We start from the raw sequence: 23,572 nt of genomic DNA, 5'->3' as shown, positions 1-23,572 counted from the left end.
CTGACATTTGGCATAAAGAACTCGCTCGAACGGTTGAAGCTTGCGACACTGAGGGGAACATGACTTCGCAACACGATTTCTTCAACCGCCGCGCCGATGCGCTCGCCGACTCCGAGTTCGACGTCCAGTACGACCAGGACGGCTTCTTGCTTGAGGACGGCACCGAGCACCGCGACGGCGACCAACTCGACCGCGCCGAACGTGCGGCCCTTCGCCGTGTGGAGGGCCTGTCGACCGAACTGCAGGACGTCACCGAGGTCGAGTACCGCCAGCTGCGTCTGGAGCGCGTGGTGCTCGCCGGCGTCTGGACCGAGGGAACCGTCGAGGACGCCGACAACTCGATGCGTGAACTCGCCGCCCTCGCCGAGACCGCGGGTTCGACCGTGCTCGCCGGTGTGATGCAGCGTCGCAGCAAGCCCGACCCGAGCACCTGGATGGGATCGGGCAAGGCCGCCGACCTGCGCGCGATCGTCATCGCCGAGGGCGCCGACACCGTCATCGCCGACGGTGAGCTCAGCCCCGGCCAGCGGCGTGCCCTGGAGGACGTCGTCAAGGTGAAGGTCATCGACCGCACGGCGCTGATTCTCGACATCTTCGCCCAGCACGCGAAGTCCAAGGAAGGTAAGGCGCAGGTCGAGCTCGCCCAGCTGCAGTACCTCCTGCCGCGACTTCGTGGTTGGGGTGAGTCGATGTCCCGGCAGGCCGGTGGTCAGGCCGCCGGCGGCCAGGGCATGGGCTCGCGAGGCCCGGGTGAGACGAAGATCGAGCTCGACCGCCGCCGCATCAACACCCGCATCGCCAAGCTCAAGCGCGAGATCGCTTCGATGAAGACGATCCGTGACACCAAGCGCCACGGCCGCAAGGCGAACGAGGTGCCATCGGTCGCGATCGCCGGTTACACCAACGCCGGCAAGTCCTCGATCCTCAACCGGATCACCGGTGCCGGCGTCCTGGTGCAGAACCAGCTGTTCGCCACCCTCGACCCGACCGTGCGTCGCAGCGAGACCGCCGACGGACGTCCGTACACCCTCGCCGACACCGTCGGATTCGTGCGCAACCTGCCGCACCAACTCGTGGAGGCGTTCCGTTCGACGCTGGAGGAGGTCGGCGAGTCCGACCTGCTGTTGCACGTCGTCGACGGGTCACACCCCGACCCGAAGGCGCAGATCTCCGCGGTGCGTGAGGTGCTTGCCGAGGTGGGCGCGACCGACGTCAAGGAGGTCGTGGTCGTCAACAAGTCGGACGTCGCCGACCCCGAGGTGGTCGACCGGCTGTTGCGCTCGGAGAAGTACGCGATCGCGGTGTCCGCTCACACCGGCGCCGGGTTCGCCGAGTTGCTCGAACTCATCGATCGTGAGTTGCCGCGCCCGCAGATCCGGGTCGAGGTGCTGCTGCCCTACGACCGCGGCGACCTGCTGAGCCGGTTGCACGACGAGGCCGACGTGATCAGCAGCGAGCACACCGGCGAGGGCACCCACGTGCACGCGAAGGTGAACCCTTCGCTGGAGTCGGCACTCGAGGAGTACCTCGTCCGGGTGGCTGCCGAGTAGGAGGCCTGCCACCGGTAGGCCACAATGGCGCACCATGCAGCGATTCATGCTCCACAGCAAGATCCACCGTGCGACGGTCACCCAGGCCGACCTGCACTACGTGGGTTCATTGACGATCGACCGTGACCTGATGGACGCGGCCGACCTCCTTCCGGGTCAGCAGGTCGATGTCGTCGACGTCGACAACGGCAACCGCCTCACCACGTACGCGATCGAGGGTGAGCGGGGCACCGGCATCCTGTGCATCAACGGTGCCGCGGCCCGCTTGATCAGTCCGGGCGACACCGTGATCGTCATCGCGTACGCCGCGATGGACGACGTCGAGGCCCGTTCGTTCGAGCCGAATGTCGTGTTCGTCGACAAGCAGAACCGCATCGTGCAGGTCGATCATGACCCGGGCGACGTGCCGGACGGCTTCGGACTGTCGACCTCTGCGGTCACCCACCGCTGACCTTCCTCCACGCCCCCATGCACGCCCCCATGCACGCCCCCATGCACACCCCCAGAGACGCGCCCGGTGTATCCACAACCGGCGCGTCCGATGTCGTCCGCACCGGACACCAGACCTAGGCTTGCAGGATGCCGGCCTCCAACTCGACGTCCTCCTCGAGCTCGATCGATTCGTTGATGGAGGCCGCAGTCGCGGCTGTGGGTGGAGCGCCCCGTCCGGGGCAGCAGCAGATGACCGAAGCGGTCGCCAAGGCGTTCGACGACGAGCATCACCTGCTCGTCCAGGCCGGCACGGGCACAGGTAAGTCGCTGGCCTATCTCGTGCCGTCCATCGTGCACGCCAACGCGACCGGCAAGCCCGTCATCGTCGCCACCGCGACGCTCGCGTTGCAGGCGCAGATCGTCGGGCGCGACCTGCCGGTGCTCGCCGAAGCCCTGCGTCCGGTGCTCGGCCGGCGCCCCACCTACGGACTGGTCAAGGGGCGCCGAAACTACCTGTGCCAACACAAGCTCGTCGGTGGTTACCCCGACGACGAAGAAGACAGCCTGTTCAGCACCGGTGCGGTCGACCAGCAACTCGGACGCCTGGAGAAGGAGATCGTCCGACTGCGCGAATGGGCCGGCGAGACCGACACCGGTGACCGCGACGATCTCGTGCCCGGCGTCAGCGAACGCGCTTGGCGTCAGGTGTCGGTCACGGCCCACGAATGCCTCGGATCGACCTGCCCGGTGGTGCAGGAGTGCTTCGTGGAGAAGGCCCGCGCCGAGGCCAGGGACGTCGATGTCGTCGTCACCAACCACAGCTTCATGGCGATCGACTCCTTCGAGGGCCGCCAGATGCTGCCCGAACACGACGCGCTGGTCGTCGACGAGGCGCACGAACTCGTCGACCGGGTCACCTCCACCATCACCGACGAACTGACCGCGGGCATGGTGGCGAGCGCGGCGAAGAAGGCTGCCCGGTACGCCGACACCCAGGAGCTCGCCGACACCGGCGTCTTCCTCGGGGGAGTCCTCGATCAGCTGGCCGAGGGACGTCTGCTCGGACTGCCCGACAACCTCGCGCTCGCCGTCCAGCGCGTGCACGACAGCGCACGCAGCCTGTCCTCCGACCTCAAGCCCGACAAGCCGGCCGACAACGACGGCCCCCGACAGATGGCACGGGCCGCGGTCGACGAAGTACTGGAGAACGCCGCACGCCTGCTCGAAGGACGTGAACTCGACGTCGCCTGGATCGGCCGCAGCGAGTACCGCGGCTCGGCACTCAATGTCGCACCGATGAGTGTGGCGATGCTGGTGCGCGACAAGATCTTCGGCGATCGCACGGTCGTGATGACCTCGGCCACGCTCGAACTCGGTGGATCCTTCGACTCAGTGGCCGGCACGCTCGGCCTGCGTGGTGAGGGTTCACCGGCGTGGGAGGGTTTGGACGTCGGCTCGCCGTTCGACTACCCGCAGCAGGCCATCGCCTACGTCGCCAAACACCTGCCGCCGCCCGGCCGCGACGGCACCTCCGACCAGGCGATCGACGAGATCGAGACCCTCATAAGGGCCGCCGGTGGACGCACGCTCGGGCTGTTCTCCTCCATGCGCGCCGCGAAGGCGGCGACCGAGGCGATGCGCGAACGGTTCGGCGACGAGTTTCCGGTCCTGTGCCAGGGCGACGATCAGATGGGCACGCTCGTCAAACAGTTCGCCGCTGATCCGAAGACCTGCCTGTTCGGCACTCTCACCCTCTGGCAGGGTGTCGATGTGCCCGGTTCGGCCTGCCAACTGGTGATCATCGACCGAATCCCGTTCCCGCGTCCGGACGATCCGATCACCTCGGCGCGCTCGCAGGCGATCGCCGAACGCGGCGGTAACGGCTTCATGGCGGTGTCGGCCACCCACGCTGCCTTGCGTCTGTCACAGGGGGCCGGACGCCTGATCCGGCGCTCGAACGACCGCGGCGTGGTCGCGTTCCTGGACAACCGAATGATCACTGCGCGGTACGCGGGCTTCCTGCAGAAGTCTCTCCCGCCGTTCTGGCCGACGACCGACCGCGACCTCGTGCTGCGTGCGCTCAAGCGACTGGACGAAACCGCCGAAGCTCCGGTGGCGCCGGCGAAGAAGCCTGTGCCGCATGCCGCCTCCAAGCCCGAGGTTCAGGAGCGCTTCGACGCCGAAGCCGGTCGGGTCACGTCCACCGACGCCGGCGACTACGACGAACTCGTGTTCACCGATGACGAACCGGCCGACGCCGTGGAGACCCCGGAACGGCAGGCCGCCGAGGAACACCCGGCGCCCGAACCGCTGTCGGCGGTGCCGGCCGAGACCGATGTCGTCGTCGAACCGGCCCCTGCTCAGGGCGGGGAATGGACCAGCGACGACGACGAAGAGTTGTCGGACGGTGTCTCACTCGGCCTCGATGTCGATGAACTGGCCGACCATCTCGACCGGCCGGTGGCCGAGGTCGAGGCACGCCTGAAGGAGCTGAACCTCAGCTGACGATCAGCCGTCGGTCAGCGCAGCACGACGGTGCTTGAGCCGTTGAGGAACACCCGGTGCTCGGCGTGCCAGGTGAGAGCGCGCGCCAAGACCTGCGTCTCGACGTCCCGACCGGCCACGACCATGTGGTCAGGGGAGTAGGTGTGGTCGATGCGGGCCACGTCCTGCTCGATGATCGGGCCCTCGTCCAGATCCGGCGTCACGTAGTGCGCGGTCGCACCGATCAGCTTCACGCCGCGGTCGTGCGCCTGGTGATAAGGGCGAGCACCCTTGAAGCTGGGCAGGAACGAGTGGTGGATGTTGATCGCACGACCCTCCAAGGTGCGGCACAGGTTGTCCGACAGCACCTGCATGTAGCGGGCGAGCACCACCAACTCGACGTCGTACTCCTGGACGAGTTCGAGGATGCGCGTCTCCGACTGCGCCTTCGTCTGCGCCGTCACCGGGATGTGGTGGAAGGGGATGTCATGGGTGGCGACGGTCTTCTGGAACGTCAGGTGGTTCGATCCCACCGCGACGATCTCGAGCGGCAACGAACCCACCTGCTGCCGGAACAACAGGTCGTTGAGGCAATGGCCGAGTTTGGACACCAGCACCAGTGCCCGGATCGGCTTCCCGGCCGGCCACAGGCCCCATTCCATGCCGAATTCAGTTGCCACTGAGGTGAACCCGTCCTGCAGCGCGTCCAGTGAGTGCTTCTCGCACCGGAACACCAACCGGATGAAGAAGCGCCCGGTGGACGGGTCCTCGAACTGTTGGCACTCGTTGATGTTCGCGCCCTGCTCGACGAGGTAACCGGTCATCGCGTGGACGATCCCGGGTCGGTCGACGCACGTGGCGGTGAGGACGAAGTCGGACGGATCGGACGGGTGGGTGCCCACAGTTGCTCCTACGGATGGGTGAGGCCCCGAAGATAGGTCATCGCAGCGGTGAGGATGGTGTCGGACCAGGGTGAAAGAGTGTGCCCCATGAGTTCAGTGCCCCCGCTCGTGCTGATCAGCGGCCCCGAACAACTGCTTGCCGATCGTGCCCTGCGCAGCACCATCGACCTGGTACGCGAGACCGAGCCCGACGCGGAGGTGGTGCGAATCGACGCCGCCACCTACGAGCCGGGCGAACTCATGCTGCACATCAGCCCGAGCCTGTTCGGCGGGCTGAAGATCGTGGTCGCACGCGACCTGGACCAGGCCGGCGACGAACTGATCGACGAAGTCACCGCGCTCGTGAAGGCCCCGATGGACGGCGCGGTGCTTGTCGCGATGCACAAGAGCGGAAACCGCGGCAAGCGTGCGCTGGACGCACTCAGGAAGGGCGGCGCACGGGTCATCGAGGCGCCGGCGATCAAGTCCGATCGCGACAAGGCCTCGTTCGTCAGCAACGAGTTCCGCGCTGCTCGGCGCAAGGTCACTCCCGAGGCGGTGCAGGCGCTGTTGGACGCCGTCGGGAAGGACCTCGGCGAACTCGCCGCGGCGTGCGCACAGCTGATCGCCGACACGACCGGCGTCGTCGACGAGGAGCAGGTCGACGAGTACTACGGCGGCAAGGTCGAGGCGACCGGCTTCAAGGTCGCGGAGATGGCCGTCGCCGGCAACGCGGGGGAGGCGCTGCGCCTGTTGCGGCACGCGCTCGCGTCGGGTCTCGACCCGGTCCCGATCGTCGCGGTCCTCGCCGGACAGCTGCGTCAGATCGCGAAGGTCGCCTCGGCCGGCAACGGATCGTCCGCGGCGCTCGCCCGTGACCTGAGCATGGCCCCGTGGCAGGTCGACCGTGCACGCCGCTCGGCCCGCGGCTGGGACGGCGACCGGCTCGGCCGCGCGATCCAGGCCGTCGCGGCCGCCGACTTCGACGTCAAGGGCGGCGGACGCGACCCGGTCTACGCCGTCGAGCGGGCCGTGCTGACGATCTGCCGCGAGCGAACGGCACGCTGACGGCGGGTAACGGCAGGTGAGCCGCGCCCGACCTGCGATTTGAGGGGATCACCGGCAGGCGTGTAGATTTGCTCCTTGCGTGCGCGTATTGGTCGTGCGCGCTCGCAGCAGTACCAACGCACCGAACTCGCCAGGGTCGTCCCCACGCCCCATCCGTTCCGGTGCGTCGTCGCCCTCTACGACAACCATCAGACCGAACCTTAGGAAGAACTTTCGTGGCAAACATCAAGTCGCAGATGAAGCGGATCAAGACCAACGAGATCCGTACCGAGCGCAACAAGGCCTACAAGTCGGAGCTTCGCACCTGGATCCGCAAGACCCGTGAGGCCGTTGCCGCCGGTGACGCCGACAAGGCGAAGGACGCCCTCAGGACCGCCGGCCAGAAGCTGGACAAGGCCGTCTCCAAGGGTGTCATCCACAAGAACCAGGCCGCGAACAAGAAGTCGGCGCTCACCAAGCAGGTGAACAGCCTCTGATTGCGGCTCCTTCGCAGTTCAGGCCCGTAGCAGGCGCTTGGCTTCTGCCACGGGCCTGATGCGTCCCGCCGCGTGAGCCTTGCGCTGTGGTCGCCTCAGTGCCACCACTGGGAGGCAGGGCCACCGTTCGTAGCAACGAAGCCCCGCACCGAACAGGTGCGGGGCTTCTGCGTCGGTCATCCGAAAGTCCGCAGGACTCGCGGGTCAGCGCGCGGGTTCTGCGGACTCTCGGGTCAGCTGAAGGGCGGGCGGGCGTCGATGGCGACCGAGCGACGTCCGGCCCAACGCCAGATACGGGCCGCGCGGTCGCGGTCCTGCTCGGTGACCAGGTTGCCCATCCAGCGCAGCGCCAGGGTCATCAGGAAATCCGAGCGCATGCCGACCGGGCCGAGCGCAGTCAACAGCTTGGGGTTGCTGAACACTCCGGCGAGCCGGCGGGCCACGGAGAACGCCTCGCCGTAGTGCTCGGTCAGCAGCGCCGGCCATGCGGTTTCGAGCGGGTCGCCAGCGACGAGCATGTCGGCGATGAAGCGACCGGTCTCCAGGCCGTAGTCGATGCCCTCGCCGTTGAGCGGGTTGATGCACGCGGCGGCGTCGCCGATGAGCGCCCAGTTCGGGCCGGCGACGTTCGACACCGCCCCGCCCATCGGCAGCAGCGCGGACGTCGGGTTCCGCAGTTCGCCGGACAGGCCGAACTCGTCGCCGATCGTGTTGGCGTACACCTTCATCAGTGGCTTGATCGCCACGTCGGCCGGACGCTTGGATGTGGCGAGGGTGCCCGCACCGAGGTTGACCGAACCGTCGCCGAGCGGGAACACCCAGCCGTATCCGGACAGAATCTGGCCTTCCTCGCCACGGAGCTCGAGGTGGGAGGAGATCCACGGGTCGTCGCTCATCGTCGAGGTGACGTACGAGCGGCCGGCGACGGCGTACACGGTGTCGCGGTGCCATTCGCGCCCGAGCACCTTGCCGAGCGGGGAGCGCACACCGTCTGCGACGACCAGCCGCTCGCACTCGATCTCGAAGGTGCCCTCGGCGCCGCGGAAGGTGACGGCGCGCACTCGTCCGCCGTCCAGTCGAGCGTCGATCGCCCGCGCACCCTCGACCCCGACTGCGCCTGCCTTCAGGGCGGTGGTGCGCAGGTGGTCGTCCAACTCGGTACGCGCAACGGCCGATCCGCGGTCGGGCAGACCTTCGACCTGCGGCCAAGGCAGTTCGAGCCGCTGCCCGAACCCGTGTGCCCGCAGACCCTGGTTGACGGTGTGCGCGAAAACCCAGTCGGTGAGTCCGAGACGGTGGAGTTCACCGATCGCGCGAGGGGTGAGTCCGTCGCCGCAGGTCTTGTCGCGGGGGAAGACCGCCGCGTCGGCGAGGACGACGTCCAGGCCGTAACGGGCGGCCCAGGTGGCCGCAGCCGAACCGGCGGGGCCGGCCCCGACGACGAGGACATCAGTGTGTGTCGGAGCGGGCATGGCAGCGATTCTCTCAGGGGCGTCGCGCGGTGCCAATTCGGCGTCGAACCTGCAGTGCCTGCTCCCGGGGCGGCAGGTCTCCCAGCTGCGATATTCTCTGCTGCATGCATCGCCTGCTTCTGCTTCGAACGCCGCGCTGAACAGACCGGACCTCAGCGCGGCCGCCCCTTGCCTGATGAGCGAGGGGCTTCTTGTTGGCACGGTTCGGTGCCGCAGAACGCGACACGGCAGACAACGAGCAGACGAAACGACGTGAGGGCACCATGAGCGACAGCAATCAGAGCGACACCCCGAAATTCCGGTACACCGCGCAGACCGCCGGCGAGATCGAACGCCGCTGGCAGGACCGGTGGGAGGAGCAGGGCACCTTCCAGGCGCCCAACCCGAGCGGCCCGTGGGCCGACCCGTCCGCCGACGGCAAGCAGAAGTACTTCCTGCAGGACATGTTCCCCTACCCCAGCGGCGCGGGCCTGCACGTCGGCCACCCGCTGGGCTTCATCGCGACCGACGTCTGCGCGCGCTACCAGCGCATGACCGGCAAGAACGTGCTGTACACGATGGGCTTCGACGCCTTCGGCCTGCCGGCCGAGCAGTACGCGGTGCAGACCGGCCAGCACCCGCGCAAGACCACCGAGGACAACATCGTCACCTACCGGCGACAGCTGCGGCAGCTGGGGTTGTCGCACGATCTGCGCCGCTCGTTCGCGACGATCGATCCCGAGTACTACAAGTGGACGCAGTGGATCTTCCTGCGCATCTACAACTCCTGGCACGACGAGCGCGCGGGCAAGGCCCGGCCGATCGAGGACCTGGTCGCGGCCTACGAAAGCGGTGAAATTGCCACCCCGAGCGGTGCGGCCTGGGCCGACCTGTCGGACGCCGAGCGCATCGCAGCCGTCGACGCACGCCGTCTGGCGTACAAGAAGGAAGTGCCGGTCAACTGGGCGCCCGGTCTGGGCACCGTCGTCGCCAACGAGGAGGTCACCAACGAGGGCCTGACCGAACGCGGCGACATGCCGGTCTTCCGGCGCAACCTGTCGCAATGGATGATGCGCATCACGGCGTACGCCGACCGCCTGATCGACGACCTGGACCGGCTGGACTGGCCCGAGTCGATCAAGGCCATGCAGCGCAACTGGATCGGGCGCTCGCAGGGTGCGGCCCTGCGCTTCCCGGTCAACGGCATCGACGCGTCCATCGAAGTGTTCACCACGCGTCCGGACACCATCTTCGGCGCCACCTTCATGGTGCTGGCCCCCGAACACCCGTTGGTCGACGCGATGACCCCGACGACGTGGCCCGAGGGCACCAAGCAGGCCTGGACCGGCGGCCACGGCGATCCGCGCACCGCGGTCGCCGACTACCGGCTGGCCGCCTCGCGCAAGAGCGAGGTCGAGCGGCAGGCCGACGAGAAGACCAAGACCGGAGTGTTCACCGGCACGTTCGCGACCAACCCGGTGACCGGGCGGCCGGTGCCGGTGTTCATCGCCGACTACGTGCTGATGGGTTATGGCACCGGCGCGATCATGGCCGTGCCCGGTCAGGACGAGCGCGACTGGGCTTACGCGTCCGCGTTCGACCTGCCGATCGTGCGTACCGTGCAGCCGTCCGACGGTCATCCCGACGACCAGCCTTTCACCGGGGACGGCGCGGCGATCAACTCTGCCAACGAGCGAATCTCCTTGGACGGCTTGGGAGTAGCCGACGCCAAAGTCAAGATCATCCAGTTCGTCGAAGCCGAGGGCATCGGCAACGGCACGATCAACTACAAGCTGCGCGACTGGCTGTTCAGCCGGCAGCGCTACTGGGGCGAGCCCTTCCCGATCGTGTACGACGAGTCCGGTGCGGCGCACTCGGTGCCGGAGTCGATGCTGCCGGTGCAGTTGCCCGAGGTCGCCGACTACTCGCCCAAGACCTACGAACCGGGCGACAAGGACTCCATGCCCGAGTCGCCGCTGACGCGCGCGACTGAGTGGGTCAACGTCGAGCTGGACCTGGGTGACGGGCCGAAGACCTACCGCCGCGAAACCGACACGATGCCGAACTGGGCCGGATCATGTTGGTACGAAATGCGATACACCGACCCGGAGAACACCGAGCGCTTCGTCGACCGCGAGTGCGAGGAGTACTGGATGGGTCCCGGACGCGGCGCGGGCGAGGGCAGGCCGAACGACACCGGTGGCGTCGACCTGTACGTCGGTGGCGTCGAACACGCGGTGCTGCATCTGCTGTACGCCCGTTTCTGGCACAAGGTGTTGTTCGACCTGGGCGAGATCACGTCCGAGGAACCCTTCCGCCGTCTGTTCAACCAGGGCTACGTGCAGGCGTACGCGTTCCGCGACCACCGCGGCCAGCCGGTCCCGGCGGCCGAGGTGCAGGAGACGACCGACGCCGACGGCACGACCTACACCTGGAACGGAGAGGTCGTCACCCGCGAGTACGGGAAGATGGGCAAGTCGCTGAAGAACGTCGTCACGCCCGACGAGATGTGCGACCAGTACGGCGCCGACACCTTCCGCATCTATGAGATGTCGATGGGTCCGCTGGACCAGTCGCGTCCGTGGGAGACGCGTGCGGTCGTCGGGTCGCAGCGCTTCCTGCAGCGGCTGTGGCGCAATGTCGTCGACGAGGAGACCGGGCAGGTGCGGGTCGTCGACGGTGAGCCGGACGAGGCGACGAAACGCTTGCTGCACAGGACGATCGACGGCGTCGGTCGCGACTACTCGCAGCTGAGCTACAACACTGCGGTCGCCAAGCTGATCGAACTGAACAACGCACTGACCAAGCTGGACGACGTGCCGCGTGCGGTGGTCGAGTCGCTGGTGCAGATGGTTTCACCGATGGCCCCGCACATCGCCGAGGAACTGTGGCAGCGCCTGGGCCATACCTCGACGATCACGTTCGAGCCGTTCCCGCAGGCCGACCCGGCGTTGCTGGTCGACGACACCGTCACCTGTGTCGTGCAGGTGCTGGGCAAGGTCCGCGACCGGCTGGAGGTCGCGGCCGACGTCAGTGACGCCGACCTCGAAGCGGCCGCGCTGGCGAGCGACCGTGTGCGAGCGGCCATGGGGGACAAGCAGGTTCGCAAGGTCATCGTGCGGGCCCCGAAGCTGGTCAACGTCGTCGTCGGATGATGAACGAGCGTCGGCGGGTAGGGGAGGAGATGCGATGACGATCGCGGTCGTGACCGACTCCTCCGCCTACCTGCCCACGCATGTCGCGGTGCGCGGACGCGTGTTCGTGGTGCCGCTGCACGTCGCGGTCGACGGTGTCTCACACGACGAAGGCGTCGACGTGAGCGCATCCGACGTCGCAGCAGCGCTGCGCGAGCACCGTCCGGTCTCTACCTCAAGGCCGTCGCCGGGTGCGTTCCTGGAGGTCTACGAGGACCTCATCGCGCGCGGCGTCGACCAGATCGTCTCGATCCACCTGTCACGACAGATGTCGGCCACCCTCGCGTCGGCCGAGATCGCCGCGGCGTCCTGCGATGCCGACGTCCGTGTGATCGACAGCGAATCCATCGGAATGGCAATGGGGTTCGCAGTCCTTGCCGCAGCGGGTGCAGTCGACGAAGGTGCGACGGTGGACGAGGTGGAACGCATCGCCCGCGACGTCGCGGCGAGGTCGCACACCTACTTCTACGTCGACACGCTGGAATACTTGCGGCGCGGCGGACGCATCGGGCGGGCCTCCTCGCTGGTGGGGTCGGCCCTGTCCATCAAACCGCTGCTGACCCTCACCGACGGCTACATCGAGCCCCTCGAGCGGGTACGCACCACGTCCAAGGCGTTGGCACGGTTGAAGAGCCTCGCCCGGCAGGCTGCGGTCGAACTCGATTCCGGCGACGGAGTCGACGTCGCTGTGCACCACCTGGATGCGCTCGAACGAGCCGAGCAGCTTGCCGAAGATCTTGCGGAAGCGGTGCCGGACGCCCGTCGAGTGTTGCTGGTCGAACTCGGTGCCGCCGTCGGTGCGCACGTGGGCCCGGGCACGATCGCGGTGGCGGTGGCTCCGCGCTGTCGCGCTCCGGGCGCCTGATCCTCCACAGCCCTTCTCCTGCGGCGCAGTTCTCCACAGGCTGAGCATCGGCCGGCGACGTGTTCTGCGAACCCGACCTAACGTGCCTGGCATGTCACGCAACCAGCCACCCGATCGACTCGCCGCGATCCTCGCCGAACTCGACGAAGGTCGGCGGACGCCGTGGCTGCCGGACGAGGACGATCTGATCGACCGTCGTCCGCTGTGGCCGGCGCTGCCCGGCCGTCGTCGACGTGCTGCGGCGACACACATTCCGGACCGCCGGGGCTCGGGAACCGATGGCGATCTCGACGACTTCGACGCTTCGGGGATGGAGGGCGAGACGGTCGAGGACGAGCCGCGTAGCCGGGCCGATCGGCGTCATCAGGGTCTCGGAGGCGGGAACGGGCGCGACAGCGAACGGGTCAGCCCCCACACCCCCTTGTTCCGAACACCGTTGCCCGACACCGAGGTCGACACACATCCCGGTCGCGCCGCTCTGATCGGAGCCCTCGTGGTCCTGTTGGTGGCGGGGGTCGTGTTCGGCGTACGGGTGTTCTCGGCCCGGAGCGCGGCCGAGCCCGTCCCACTCGCGCCCGCCGCCTCAACAGCTGTTACCTCGACCGGCTCGGCCACTGCTACCGCACCGGGTGGGAGGGGAGTTCGAGCACCGTACGCCACCTCGGCCGCCGCAGCTTCGCCGACGAGTCTCCTGGTTCACGTGGTCGGTCAGGTGCAGCGTCCAGGCGTGGTACGGCTCATATCAGGGTCCCGGGTCGAGGACGCCATCCGTGCGGCCGGTGGTGCGGGCCGAGGCGCAGACTTGTCTGCGGTCAACCTTGCCCGCCTGGTCACCGACGGAGAACAGGTGCAGGTGCCCAAGCCGGGGGAGAGCCCGATGCCTGCGCCGGCGCCGGCCGCGCAGTCAGGCGAGGGCACAGCGTCGACGAAAGCCGGCACACCCGCCGGACCGATTCCCCTGAACACCGCCACCGTGGCGGACCTGGACGCACTTCCGGGGGTCGGCCCGGTGCTGGCGGCGCGGATCATCGAGTGGCGTACCACGAACGGCAGGTTCAGCAGCGTCGACGAACTCGGTGAGGTGAGCGGTATCGGCGACAAGCTGCTGGAGCGGCTGCGCCCGCTGGTCGCCGTGTGATCCGATGGCGCAGACGCACCGTGCCCTCGACCTCCGTCTGCTCCTGCCGGCGCTGATCGCCTGGGGCGTCGCTGCCGCACTCCTCGGTGCCGCCACTTCGCTGGTGATCGCCGTTCTCGTCGGGTGTCTCGTCACCGGAATCGGCTGCTGCGGAATGGGCAGACCAACCGTACGAATGATCGGGTTCTGCGCTCTGGCAACGACCTTCATCCTCACCGCCGTCCTCGGCCATCGCGCTGTCGCGCAAGCCGGCTTGGTGCCGACGCTTGCTGAGCGTGGCGCCTCCGTCCGTCTCGAGGCGAGGGTGGTCTCCGATCCGGCACCGGTCCGGTCCCGCTTCGGCGGGGAGCAGGTCTGGCGCGTTCGCCTGCAAGCCACGCGGATCTCCGGACGCGGCGAGGTGGCCGGTGCACGAACGCCGATTCTCGCGTTCGGCGGGCAGGACGTGGGCCGGCTGCGCTGGCACGACACCGTCGTCGCCGCAGGACGCCTCCAACCCGCCGAGACGGGTGCCGACGTACGAGCGATCCTTCGCATTCGTCAGGTGCAGCGCACCCAGCCGGCAGGACGGATCGAAGAGACCGTCGAACACCTACGAACCGGTCTGCGCGACAGCACCGAGGGCTTGCCGACCGACCCCGCCGGGCTCGTGCCGGCACTGGTCATCGGTGACACCAGCCGCATGCCGCAGGAACTGAACGACGACATGCAGGCCACCGGCATGACCCACCTCAACGCGGTCTCCGGCAGCAACGTCACCGTCGTCCTGCTGTGCGTGCAAGGCCTGGCCGGCTACCTGCGGATCCCGCGGCGATGGCGCCTGCCTTTCGCGCTCCTCGGCCTCGCCCTGTTCGTGATGCTCTGCCGACCCGAACCGTCGGTCGTGCGGGCCTCGGCGATGGGAGTGGTCGGGCTGCTGGCGCTGCGCGGCGGGTCCCGGCGCGCAGGAGCCCCGGCACTGGCCGCAGCGATACTGGTGCTGCTCGCGATCGACCCGCACCTGGCTCGCTCCTTCGGGTTCATCCTGTCCAGTTTCGCCACCCTCGGGCTGTTGCTGTTCGCGCGCCCGTGGGCGGATGCCATCGCCCGATATCTCCCGAGACGTTGTGCACCACTCGCGGAAGCCATCTGCGTTCCTCTGGCAGCTCAAGTCTTCTGCGCACCGCTCACCCTGCTGCTCCAGCCCGGCGTCAGCCTGGTCGGAGTGCCCGCGAACGTCCTGGCCGCACCGTTGGTACCGATCGCGACGGTCGCCGGAGTGCTGGTCGTCTGCAGCGCACCGGTGTTGCCGCCGCTCGCCCAGTTGCTCGCCTGGGTGGCCGGCCTCCCGGCCTGGGGAATCGCCACGATCGCGCACCTCGGGGCCGACCTGCCCTATGGAACGCTGCCCTGGCCCGGCGGCTGGGCCGGGCTCGCCCTGCTGGTCCTCGTCATCGCGCTGGTGCTGACCACCGGGCACTGGTGGGCGCACCAGGCCGCGGCCCGACCGTGGCACGGCGCCGCTGCCGCGGTCACCGCGCTGGCCCTCGTCGTTCCGGTGCCCGCCGCACCTCCGTCGCGAGGGTGGACCGTCGCCATGTGTGACGTTGGGCAAGGAGACGCGACGATCGTCCGATCACCCCAGGGCGGAGTGTTGCTGATCGATACCGGTCCCGAACCCGACACCGTCGACAGTTGCCTGAGCCGACTCGGCGTCGAACGGATCGACGCCGTCGTGCTCACCCATTTCCACGCCGACCACGTCGATGGGCTTGCCGGGGTACTGCGCAGCGGCCGCACGGTGCGAGAGCTCGTCGCGACCTTCGTCGAGGGTGAGGACGACGCCGGCCCGCACGAGGAGGCATCACGCCGTGAACCGACGCTGGCTCTCGCCGCACGCGCACGGTTACCGGTGCGGTTGGTGCGGCGCGGCGACAGCGTGGACGCACCCGGCATCACGGGGAAGGTGCTGTGGCCGGCCCGCACCCTCGAGACCGGATCGGTGCAGAACAACGCGAGCGTGGTGCTCGCGGTCGTCGCCGGGGGCGTCCGGGCGTTGTTCACCGGCGACATCGAACGGGACGCCGGACGCGCCGTCCGACAGGAACTCCAGGCCACGGGGGAGGGATCCTTCGACGTGCTCAAGGTGGCCCACCACGGTTCGGCCAACCAGGACGCAGATCTGATGGCGGTGGTGCGCCCGCGGGTCTGCCTGATCGGGGTCGGCCAAGACAACGACTACGGGCACCCGGCGCCGGCGACGTTACGACTGCTCGCCGGATGCACCGTGTTGCGCACCGACCAGGACGGCATGCTGTTCGTCCACCCGCATACGGACGGTGGCGTCTCGGTCAGCAGCTCCGGCTGACGGGCTACCGACTGCGTTGTCAGACAGGCTGTTTCGCCAGGTCGCCGACGCAGGAGGAGTCGCCGGCTGCTTCCACGAGGGCGTCGATCATCGCGGCGACCGCCGGTACGCGGGTCAGGTCGGGGGTCGTCACCGCGTACACGGTGCGGTGGGAGGGCGGGTCGATGGGCAGCACCTTGACCCGTGCGTTCGGTGCCGACCGCAGGATCAGATCGGGCACCAGGGCGACGCCCAGACCTTCGGCGACCAGACCGAGAACGGCCACGTAGTCCTCGGTCTCGAACGCGACGTCCGGGCGATACCCGGCGGCTGCTGCGAGCGAGAGCAGGTGTCCACGGCAACGCGGACAACCGGCGATCCACGGCGCTTCGGCGAGAGCCGCGAGGTCGACACTGTCCTGAGAAGCAAGTGGGTGGTCCAGCGGCAGGGCGATCCGAACGTGGTCGAGCAGAAGTTCCTTGACCTCGAAGTCGTCGAGGTGGTCGCTGCTGATCTCCAGCCCGTCATAGGTGAAGGCCACAGCGACGTCACACTCGCCGGCTCGCAGGGCCGCCAGCGACTCCGGTGGCTCACCCTCTGCGAAGCTCACCTGCACCTGCGGGAAACGCTTCTTCACCAGCGACAGTGCCTTCGGCACCAGCGTCGAGGACGAGGAGGGGAAGGCCATGAGTCGCACGCGTCCTGACTGGAGACCGGCGATCGCCGCGACCTCGGATTCGGCTGCGCTGATCGCGCCGAGGACCGCGCCGGCGTGGCGGGCCAGGACTTCACCGGCTTCGGTGAGTCGCACGTTGCGGCCCAGTCGTTCGACCAGGGGAGTGCCCAAGCGCTCTTCGAGGCGACGGACCATCTGGGAGATTGCGGGCTGGGAGTAACCGAGCGACGATGCCGCGGCGGTGAAACTGCCCTCGTCAGCGATGGCACGAATCACCCGGAGGCCGGCAGCGTCGATCATGCGCACCAGCCTACAAACCGTTCGACCGACCCGCCTGCTCAGCATGAAATCGCAGCGCGAGCCGCAGATCCTCACCGGTCCAGGAACGCCGTTGTGCCGATCAGCTCGGGCGTGGCCCGAACGACGTCGGTCGAGCGCCCGCCTGGGCTCTGGCCAGCCCGAGGATGAGGCCGAGGGACGCTGCGGCGAATCCTTGCCTGACGCCCAGGGCCATGACGGCCGAACCGATGGCGACCAGCAGCGCCGGGTGCATCATCCAGGCCACCGCCGCACCGCCTCCGGCGCTGCTACCGAGGAGGCTGATCGGTGGTGGCCCCTGTGCGCCACCACCAGCAACAACGGCAGGATCAGGGGCGAAGGGGCCTCGGTCGTGTTCGCGCGTCCGCCCGTGGCGACAGCTGCCGCCCATCACCGCGAGCCAACCCAGCGTGACCCACCCCGATAGCGTACGAACCGATGCGCCCGCCGGCTCTCGATGAACCGCGGCCTCGAACTCGGAACAGACCCGACCCTTGGAGAACGAAGGTCCGATGGACGACCGCAGCCACCTGGCCCACCTGCTCCGCGAGGGCGACGTGTTGGTCATGACCGGGGCCGGGCTGTCCACCGAATCCGGGCTGCCCGATTACCGCGGACCGGACGGGGTACGCCGTGTGGAGCCCATGACCGTGAGCGAGTTCCGGGCCGGAGTCGCTGCGCGGCGACGTTATTGGAGCCGGTCCTATGTCGGATGGGAGAGGTTCCGGACGGCGCGGCCCAACGGAGCGCACCGTCACCTCGCCGCGCTGGAGGAGGCGGGCCTGTTCGAGACGACGATCACCCAGAACGTCGACGGCCTGGCCCAGCAGGCAGGGTCCCGCGATGTCATCGAGTTGCACGGCAACCTCGGGCGAGCCGTCTGCCTGAACTGCCGGGCGCTCGCCGACCGAGAGTGGATCCAGCAGCAGTTCGCCACGCGCAATCCGGTGTTCGCGCAGGACGCCGAGAGGGCGCGCGACCTGCCGCTGCGCCCGGATGGCGACGTCGACATCGACCCCTCGCTGATCCATGACATCGAACTGGTGGTGTGCCCGAACTGTGGCAGCGATCTGCTGAAGCCGGACGTCGTGATGTTCGGCGAATCGGTACCCAAGGATCTCGTCACCCATTGCTTCAATCGTCTCGAGCGGGCAAAGTCGCTGCTGGTGGTCGGATCCTCGCTCGGTGTGATGTCCGGCTTCCGTTTCGCGCGGCGTGCTGCCGAGCGCGACATGCCGATCGTGCTGGTCAACACCGGTTGGTCGCGAGCGGAACATCTGGCCACCAGACACGTACACCGCCCCCTGAGCGAGGTGCTGCAGGAGGCGGTGTGGGACGTACTGGGTGACGTCGACCGGGACGCGAGCGGCGATCGACGCCGGTGATCAGACCCGACGCAGGACGGCCGTGACCTTGCCGAGGATCACCGCGTGGTCACCGTCGATCGGGTCGTACGCCGGGTTGTGCGGCATCAGCCAGACCTTGCCGTCGCGACGCTTGAACGTCTTGACGGTGGCTTCGTTGTCGAGCATCGCGGCGACGATGTCGCCGTTGGTCGCGGTCGGCTGCTGGCGCACGACGACCCAGTCGCCGTCGCAGATCGCGGCGTCGACCATCGAGTCACCGACCACCTTGAGCAGGAACAGGTCGCCCTCACCGACGATCTGCTTGGGCAACGGGAAGACGTCCTCGACGACCTCTTCGGCCAGGATCGGCCCGCCGGCCGCGATGCGTCCGACGACGGGCACGTAGGAGGCTGCCGGACGCTGGTCGCCGGTGCCGGTCTCGTCAATGGCGGACTCGTCGCTCGAGGTGACGCTGGAACCGCCACGCACGCCCCGCTTGTCCTGCTGGTGATCGGGGGAGATGACCTCGATCGCGCGGGGACGGTTGGGGTCACGGCGCAGATAACCCTTGCGCTCCAGCATCGACAGTTGGTGGGCCACCGAACTCGGGCTGGTCAGGCCGACGGCCTCACCGATCTCCCGCATGCTCGGCGGGTAGCCGCGCCGGTCGACGGAGTTGCGGATCACTTCGAGGACCTTGCGCTGGCGGGTGGTCAGCGCTACGCCGCCCTCGTCGTCGGGCAGCTGGTGGATCTTGGCCATGTCGTCTGCGTCCTTCGTCATGCCGTCGGTGAGGTGGTGCGGGCGGGTCGATCGGTACGGCCCTGCATGCCCCGGGTGACGCGTCCTGGACGACCGATGAAGCCGATGTCGGCGAGCCGTGTAGCGCTCTTTCGAAGGAGGTTGTCGGTGGTCGGTGCCAGGCTGCGGAGCATGGAAAGAGGCTATGCGGCTCGGACACAGTTTTCAAACATTTGTACGAGGCGTGTCTCGCATCATTCGAACAGCCGTGCTATACATCGTACAGACGTTCTATCGCACACGTGTGCGAACGAGAACTTGATCCGGCGCCTCGCGCCAGGGACGGAGAACATCATGAGTGCAGTTGCTCACTGGGATCAGCCGCGTGTGGTCCGCACACCGCAGCGCCGGCGTCACCTGACCCTCGTGCCGTCGAACCAGCCGGTCGCACGAGTCGGCCGGGATGAGGTTCGGCTCACCATGCGCGGCCGTCGCCTGCTCGCCGCGCTCGTGCTCGCCACCCTGATCGCGGCGGGCTGGGGTGCCGGGCGGGCGTTCGCCTCCTCGCCGTCGACGACGCAGTTGGTGGTGCAGCCGGGGCAGACGCTGTCCGAGGTTGCGCACCAGGCATACCCACAGTTGCCGGTCGCCGAGGCGGTCGTGCGCCTTCAGCTCGCGAACGACCTCAACACTCTGCATGTCCACCCGGGCCAGTCGTTGACGGCTCCTCGCTGACGACGACTTCGCTTACATGGCGCGCCCCGTCTCCCTACCGTCGGGAACGGGGCGCGGGTGTGTCACGGGGGCATGGCGGGCGTGTCGCGACCAGTTCGCGAACGCCTCGGCGCCGTGACCAGCACGTTTGGTGAACGTGCCGGATCGGCCGAGAGACTTTCCGGTCCACGCCTTGCATCTTGGGGTCGAAGCGGAATAACATCCCTACATGTAGTAGTTACACCGATGTAAGTTGTCCACATGTAGGTCCCCAGGATCTCAACAGGAATGACGGGCTTCTTCACCGGTTATCCACAAGAACATCCCCAAATCGGACCGATCAAGGCCGCGTGGCCCGGGCATTCCTATGCCCTTGCGAGCCGAACCGACCCGGATCATCACCAGGAGGTGACCATGCACTGCCCGTTCTGTCGACACGACGACTCCCGGGTCGTCGACAGCCGCAGCAGTGATGACGGCACCTCCATCAAACGGCGTCGCCAGTGTCCGTCGTGCGGCAAGCGGTTCTCCACCATGGAGACCGCCGGCCTCACGGTGGTCAAGCGGTCCGGCGCCAGCGAACCGTTCTCCCGGCAGAAGGTGCTCGCCGGCGTCCGCAAGGCCTGCCAGGGCCGGCCGGTGTCCGAGGACCAGCTCGCCCTGCTGGCGCAGGAGGTGGAGGAGAGCATCCGCTCCGGCGGCGCGGCCGAGATCGACGCGCACGACGTGGGACTGGCGATTCTCGGCCCGCTGCGCACGCTCGACGAGGTGGCCTACCTGCGGTTCGCGTCCGTCTACCAGGCGTTCGACGATCTCGACGACTTCGAGGCGGCCATCGCCCTGTTGCGCGCCGAACGCGATCTCAGCTCGACCGACGGGGCCGGTCACCAGGCCGCAGCTCGAACAGGCGACGAGGCTGTCGGTGGTCGGGTTCAGACTGATCGAACCGTGACCGACCGCTGACCGCCGCCACGCGTACCACCGATTTCCAAGCAATCACACGCAGATCCACAACCGGCATCACACCGAGAGCCCACGGAGGAGCATTATGACGGAGACGACCAACGCACGCTCGCGCACGCGCAAGAGCGGCAAGGGTGTGAAGGTGGAACGCATCTTCACCACCCCAGGCGTGCATCCCTATGACGAGGTCACCTGGGAGCGTCGCGACGTCGTTCAGCAGAATTGGAAGACCGGCGAGACAATCTTCGAGCAGCGTGGTGTGGAGTTCCCCGACTTCTGGTCGCTGAACGCGTCCACGATCGTCACCACGAAGTACTTCCGCGGCGCACTCGGCACCGAGGCCCGTGAGACGAGCCTCAAGCAGCTCATCGACCGTGTCGTGCTGACCTACGTCAAGGCCGGCAAGGAGTTCGGCTACTTCGCCACCGACGACGACGCGACGCTGTTCGAGCACGAGCTCACCTGGTCGCTGCTGCACCAGGTCTTCAGCTTCAACTCCCCGGTGTGGTTCAACGTCGGCACCAAGAGCCCCCAGCAGGTCTCGGCGTGCTTCATCCTCGCCGTCGACGACTCGATGGACTCGATCCTCAACTGGTACAAGGAGGAGGGCTTCATCTTCAAGGGCGGCTCCGGTGCCGGCCTGAACCTCTCGCGGATCCGTTCCTCCAAGGAGTTGCTGTCCAGCGGTGGCACCGCCAGCGGCCCGGTCAGCTTCATGCGTGGCGCCGACGCCTCCGCCGGCACCATCAAGTCCGGTGGCGCCACCCGCCGCGCGGCGAAGATGGTCGTGCTCGACGTGGACCACCCCGACATCGAGGAGTTCATCGAGACCAAGGCGCGCGAGGAGGACAAGATCCGTGCGCTGCGCGACGCCGGTTTCGACATGGACCTCGGCGGCAAGGACATCCACTCGGTCCAGTACCAGAACGCCAACAACTCCGTCCGGGTCAGCGACGAGTTCATGCGTGCGGTCGAGGACGGTAAGCCGTTCGGTCTGCGTGCCCGCGGCACCGGTGAGGTCATCGAGGAAGTCGACGCCCGCGAGCTGTTCGACAAGATCAACAACGCCGCGTGGGAGTGCGCCGACCCGGGTGTGCAGTACGACGACACCATCAACGCTTGGCACACCAACCCCGAGTCGGGGCGCATCACCGCGTCCAACCCGTGCTCGGAGTACATGTCGCTCGACAACTCCTCGTGCAACCTCGCGAGCCTCAACCTGCTGAAGTTCCTGCGTGAGGACGACACCTTCGACGTGCCGACCTTCCAGAAGGTCGTCGAGATGGTCATCACCGCGATGGACATCTCCATCTGCTTCGCCGACTTCCCCACGGAGGCGATCGGCAAGACCACCGTCGACTACCGCCAGCTCGGCATCGGTTACGCCAACCTCGGTGCGCTACTGATGGCCACCGGCCACGGCTACGAGTCCGAGGGTGGCCGCAGCCTCGCCGCTGCCATCACCTCGCTGCTCACCGGTGCGGCCTACAAGCGCTCGGCCGAGATCGCCGGTGTCGTCGGTTCCTACGCCGGCTACGCCCGTAACGCCGACGCGCACAAGAAGGTCATGCGCAAGCACCAGGCCGCCAACGACCAGGTGCGCACGCTCGACACGATGGACGCCGACATCCACCGCGCCGCGACCAAGGCGTGGGCCGATGTCATCGAGCTCGGTGAGAAGAACGGTTACCGCAACGCGCAGGCCTCGGTGCTCGCACCGACCGGCACCATCGGCTTCATGATGGACTGCGACACCACCGGTATCGAGCCCGACTTCTCGCTGGTGAAGTTCAAGAAGCTCGTCGGTGGCGGCTCGATGCAGATCGTCAACCAGACCATCCCGCGCGCGCTGAAGAAGCTGGGCTACCAGGGCGAGCAGATCGAGGCGATCGTCGAGCACATCGCCAACAACGGTCACGTCATCGACGCACCGGGTCTGAAGACCGAGCACTACGAGGTCTTCGACTGCGCGATGGGCGAGCGTGCGATCAGCCCGATGGGCCACGTCCGCATGATGGCGGCCTGCCAGCCGTTCCTGTCGGGTGCGATCTCCAAGACGGTCAACCTGCCGGAGACGGCGACCGTCGAGGAGATCGCCGAGGTCCACTTGGAGGGCTGGAAGCTCGGCCTGAAGGCGCTCGCGGTCTACCGCGACAACTGCAAGGTCGGCCAGCCGCTGTCCGACGGCAAGGCCAAGGCGAAGCCGGTGCAGGATGCCGCCGAGCCGGAGAAAGTCGTCGAGTACCGCCCGATCCGTCGTCGCCTGCCCAAGCGTCGCAGCAGCCAGACCACCTCGTTCGCGGTCGGTGGCGCCGAGGGTTACCTCACCGCCAGCACCTACGACAACGGTGAACTGGGTGAACTGTTCCTGAAGTTCGGCAAGCAGGGTTCGACCCTCGCCGGCGTGATGGACGCGTTCTCGATCGCCGTCTCGGTCGCGCTGCAGTACGGCGTGCCGCTGGAGACCTACGTCGAGAAGTTCACCAACATGCGCTTCGAGCCGGCCGGTATGACCGACGACCCGGACGTGCGGATGGCGCAGTCGATCATGGACTACGTGTTCCGTCGCCTGGCGCTGGACCACCTGGACTTCGAGACCCGTTCGTTCATGGGGATCCACAGCGCCGAGGAGCGCGCCCGCCAGCTCGAGACCGGCTCGTACGCCTCGAACGAGGGCGACGACGTCGAGGGCGAACTGGAGAACTTCTCCCAGTCGGCCGCCACCAAGGAGGCGCCGAAGGTGTCCGCCGCACAGGCGAGCTCCGGCGCCGGTGCTGCCGACGTGCGTGAGGTCTCCCCGGAGATCCACTCCTCGGCCGAGCTGATGGAGAAGTTCCAGGGCAAGGCCGCCGACGCTCCGATGTGCATGACCTGTGGCACGAAGATGCGTCCGGCCGGTAGCTGCTACGTCTGCGAGGGTTGCGGAAGCACCTCCGGCTGCAGCTGAGC

At 67.8% G+C, this 23,572-nt stretch carries 19 protein-coding genes; 13 read left to right on the top strand and 6 right to left on the bottom strand.

Annotated features, from left to right (window positions below; translation table 11 throughout):
• The first annotated feature begins 59 nt into the window (after positions 1 to 59).
• The 3 genes from hflX (at position 60) to ACYU8W_RS08730 (ending at position 4,487) form a co-directional block, all read left to right on the top strand.
• Positions 60 to 1,550, top strand: coding sequence for a GTPase HflX (gene hflX, locus ACYU8W_RS08740; protein WP_499468333.1), 1,491 nt, complete (start codon positions 60 to 62; stop codon positions 1,548 to 1,550).
• 34 nt (positions 1,551 to 1,584) lie between these two features.
• Positions 1,585 to 2,001: an aspartate 1-decarboxylase gene (panD, locus tag ACYU8W_RS08735; protein ID WP_499468331.1), complete on the top strand. Its 417-nt coding sequence runs from the start codon at positions 1,585 to 1,587 to the stop codon at positions 1,999 to 2,001.
• Between the two features lie 128 nt (positions 2,002 to 2,129).
• Positions 2,130 to 4,487 carry an ATP-dependent DNA helicase gene (locus ACYU8W_RS08730; protein ID WP_499468329.1) on the top strand — a complete coding sequence of 786 codons (2,358 nt, stop codon included), beginning with the start codon at positions 2,130 to 2,132 and terminating at the stop codon, positions 4,485 to 4,487.
• A gap of 14 nt (positions 4,488 to 4,501) precedes the next feature.
• Here the strand turns inward: ACYU8W_RS08730 and purU are convergent, their stop codons facing one another.
• A complete protein-coding gene (gene purU, locus ACYU8W_RS08725) occupies positions 4,502 to 5,368 on the bottom strand; it encodes a formyltetrahydrofolate deformylase (RefSeq protein WP_499468327.1) in 867 nt (288 codons plus the stop codon).
• 87 nt (positions 5,369 to 5,455) lie between these two features.
• On the opposite strand from purU, the gene holA reads away from it, so the two are divergent.
• Together holA and rpsT are read left to right on the top strand one after the other, a co-directional pair.
• Positions 5,456 to 6,415 (top strand): DNA polymerase III subunit delta, encoded by a 960-nt coding sequence (gene holA / locus ACYU8W_RS08720; protein WP_499468325.1) that lies wholly within the window; start codon positions 5,456 to 5,458, stop codon positions 6,413 to 6,415.
• Positions 6,416 to 6,630: 215 nt separating this feature from the next.
• On the top strand, positions 6,631 to 6,891 hold the full coding sequence (gene rpsT / locus ACYU8W_RS08715) for a 30S ribosomal protein S20 (RefSeq protein ID WP_129624111.1): 261 nt from the start codon (positions 6,631 to 6,633) through the stop codon (positions 6,889 to 6,891).
• 233 nt (positions 6,892 to 7,124) lie between these two features.
• Here the strand turns inward: rpsT and ACYU8W_RS08710 are convergent, their stop codons facing one another.
• Positions 7,125 to 8,363: a geranylgeranyl reductase family protein gene (locus tag ACYU8W_RS08710; protein WP_499468323.1), complete on the bottom strand. Its 1,239-nt coding sequence runs from the start codon at positions 8,361 to 8,363 to the stop codon at positions 7,125 to 7,127.
• 263 nt (positions 8,364 to 8,626) lie between these two features.
• Between ACYU8W_RS08710 and leuS the strand changes: the two genes are divergently transcribed.
• From leuS to ACYU8W_RS08690, 4 genes are all read left to right on the top strand, one after another.
• Positions 8,627 to 11,497 carry a leucine--tRNA ligase gene (leuS, locus tag ACYU8W_RS08705; protein WP_499468321.1) on the top strand — a complete coding sequence of 957 codons (2,871 nt, stop codon included), beginning with the start codon at positions 8,627 to 8,629 and terminating at the stop codon, positions 11,495 to 11,497.
• Positions 11,498 to 11,531: 34 nt separating this feature from the next.
• A complete protein-coding gene (locus ACYU8W_RS08700) occupies positions 11,532 to 12,401 on the top strand; it encodes a DegV family protein (protein WP_499468319.1) in 870 nt (289 codons plus the stop codon).
• A gap of 91 nt (positions 12,402 to 12,492) precedes the next feature.
• Positions 12,493 to 13,539 (top strand): helix-hairpin-helix domain-containing protein, encoded by a 1,047-nt coding sequence (locus ACYU8W_RS08695; RefSeq protein ID WP_499468317.1) that lies wholly within the window; start codon positions 12,493 to 12,495, stop codon positions 13,537 to 13,539.
• A 4-nt stretch (positions 13,540 to 13,543) separates the two neighbouring features.
• The gene (locus ACYU8W_RS08690; protein WP_499468315.1) at positions 13,544 to 15,886 is read left to right on the top strand and encodes a ComEC/Rec2 family competence protein; all 2,343 of its coding nucleotides are present in this window, start codon (positions 13,544 to 13,546) and stop codon (positions 15,884 to 15,886) included.
• Positions 15,887 to 15,905: 19 nt separating this feature from the next.
• Here the strand turns inward: ACYU8W_RS08690 and ACYU8W_RS08685 are convergent, their stop codons facing one another.
• Together ACYU8W_RS08685 and ACYU8W_RS08680 are read right to left on the bottom strand one after the other, a co-directional pair.
• Positions 15,906 to 16,841, bottom strand: coding sequence for a LysR family transcriptional regulator (locus tag ACYU8W_RS08685; protein ID WP_129624105.1), 936 nt, complete (start codon positions 16,839 to 16,841; stop codon positions 15,906 to 15,908).
• A 100-nt stretch (positions 16,842 to 16,941) separates the two neighbouring features.
• Entirely contained in the window at positions 16,942 to 17,106 is a 165-nt protein-coding gene (locus ACYU8W_RS08680) for a hypothetical protein (protein WP_499468312.1), read from the bottom strand.
• 265 nt (positions 17,107 to 17,371) lie between these two features.
• Here ACYU8W_RS08680 and ACYU8W_RS08675 point away from each other — a divergent pair, with 265 nt between their 5' ends.
• Positions 17,372 to 18,244 carry a Sir2 family NAD-dependent protein deacetylase gene (locus ACYU8W_RS08675; protein ID WP_499468310.1) on the top strand — a complete coding sequence of 291 codons (873 nt, stop codon included), beginning with the start codon at positions 17,372 to 17,374 and terminating at the stop codon, positions 18,242 to 18,244.
• Here ACYU8W_RS08675 and lexA read toward each other — a convergent pair whose 3' ends face one another.
• Positions 18,245 to 18,967 (bottom strand): transcriptional repressor LexA, encoded by a 723-nt coding sequence (gene lexA / locus ACYU8W_RS08670; protein WP_499468566.1) that lies wholly within the window; start codon positions 18,965 to 18,967, stop codon positions 18,245 to 18,247.
• A gap of 17 nt (positions 18,968 to 18,984) precedes the next feature.
• The gene (locus ACYU8W_RS08665) at positions 18,985 to 19,140 is read right to left on the bottom strand and encodes a hypothetical protein (protein ID WP_499468308.1); all 156 of its coding nucleotides are present in this window, start codon (positions 19,138 to 19,140) and stop codon (positions 18,985 to 18,987) included.
• Positions 19,141 to 19,300: 160 nt separating this feature from the next.
• Here ACYU8W_RS08665 and ACYU8W_RS08660 point away from each other — a divergent pair, with 160 nt between their 5' ends.
• From ACYU8W_RS08660 to ACYU8W_RS08650, 3 genes are all read left to right on the top strand, one after another.
• Positions 19,301 to 19,681 carry a LysM peptidoglycan-binding domain-containing protein gene (locus ACYU8W_RS08660; RefSeq protein WP_499468306.1) on the top strand — a complete coding sequence of 127 codons (381 nt, stop codon included), beginning with the start codon at positions 19,301 to 19,303 and terminating at the stop codon, positions 19,679 to 19,681.
• A 393-nt stretch (positions 19,682 to 20,074) separates the two neighbouring features.
• Complete coding sequence (gene nrdR, locus ACYU8W_RS08655) at positions 20,075 to 20,623, top strand: transcriptional regulator NrdR (RefSeq protein ID WP_499468304.1); 549 nt, start codon at positions 20,075 to 20,077, stop codon at positions 20,621 to 20,623.
• An 85-nt stretch (positions 20,624 to 20,708) separates the two neighbouring features.
• Positions 20,709 to 23,570 (top strand): vitamin B12-dependent ribonucleotide reductase, encoded by a 2,862-nt coding sequence (locus ACYU8W_RS08650; RefSeq protein WP_499468302.1) that lies wholly within the window; start codon positions 20,709 to 20,711, stop codon positions 23,568 to 23,570.
• Positions 23,571 to 23,572: the final 2 nt, after the last annotated feature.

The sequence above is a fragment of the Yimella radicis genome, from assembly GCF_054778255.1.
This window is presented reverse-complemented; position numbering and strand designations above follow the sequence as displayed.

Coding starts and splice junctions, on each gene's coding strand:
- hflX (WP_499468333.1), top strand. CDS start 60: ATGACTTCGCAACACGATTTCTTCAACCGCCGCGCCGATGCGCTCGCC.
- panD (WP_499468331.1), top strand. CDS start 1,585: ATGCAGCGATTCATGCTCCACAGCAAGATCCACCGTGCGACGGTCACC.
- ACYU8W_RS08730 (WP_499468329.1), top strand. CDS start 2,130: ATGCCGGCCTCCAACTCGACGTCCTCCTCGAGCTCGATCGATTCGTTG.
- holA (WP_499468325.1), top strand. CDS start 5,456: ATGAGTTCAGTGCCCCCGCTCGTGCTGATCAGCGGCCCCGAACAACTG.
- ACYU8W_RS08710 (WP_499468323.1), bottom strand. CDS start 8,363: ATGCCCGCTCCGACACACACTGATGTCCTCGTCGTCGGGGCCGGCCCC.
- leuS (WP_499468321.1), top strand. CDS start 8,627: ATGAGCGACAGCAATCAGAGCGACACCCCGAAATTCCGGTACACCGCG.
- ACYU8W_RS08700 (WP_499468319.1), top strand. CDS start 11,532: ATGACGATCGCGGTCGTGACCGACTCCTCCGCCTACCTGCCCACGCAT.
- ACYU8W_RS08695 (WP_499468317.1), top strand. CDS start 12,493: ATGTCACGCAACCAGCCACCCGATCGACTCGCCGCGATCCTCGCCGAA.
- ACYU8W_RS08690 (WP_499468315.1), top strand. CDS start 13,544: ATGGCGCAGACGCACCGTGCCCTCGACCTCCGTCTGCTCCTGCCGGCG.
- ACYU8W_RS08685 (WP_129624105.1), bottom strand. CDS start 16,841: ATGATCGACGCTGCCGGCCTCCGGGTGATTCGTGCCATCGCTGACGAG.
- ACYU8W_RS08675 (WP_499468310.1), top strand. CDS start 17,372: ATGGACGACCGCAGCCACCTGGCCCACCTGCTCCGCGAGGGCGACGTG.
- lexA (WP_499468566.1), bottom strand. CDS start 18,967: ATGGCCAAGATCCACCAGCTGCCCGACGACGAGGGCGGCGTAGCGCTG.
- ACYU8W_RS08665 (WP_499468308.1), bottom strand. CDS start 19,140: ATGCTCCGCAGCCTGGCACCGACCACCGACAACCTCCTTCGAAAGAGC.
- ACYU8W_RS08660 (WP_499468306.1), top strand. CDS start 19,301: ATGAGTGCAGTTGCTCACTGGGATCAGCCGCGTGTGGTCCGCACACCG.
- nrdR (WP_499468304.1), top strand. CDS start 20,075: ATGCACTGCCCGTTCTGTCGACACGACGACTCCCGGGTCGTCGACAGC.
- ACYU8W_RS08650 (WP_499468302.1), top strand. CDS start 20,709: ATGACGGAGACGACCAACGCACGCTCGCGCACGCGCAAGAGCGGCAAG.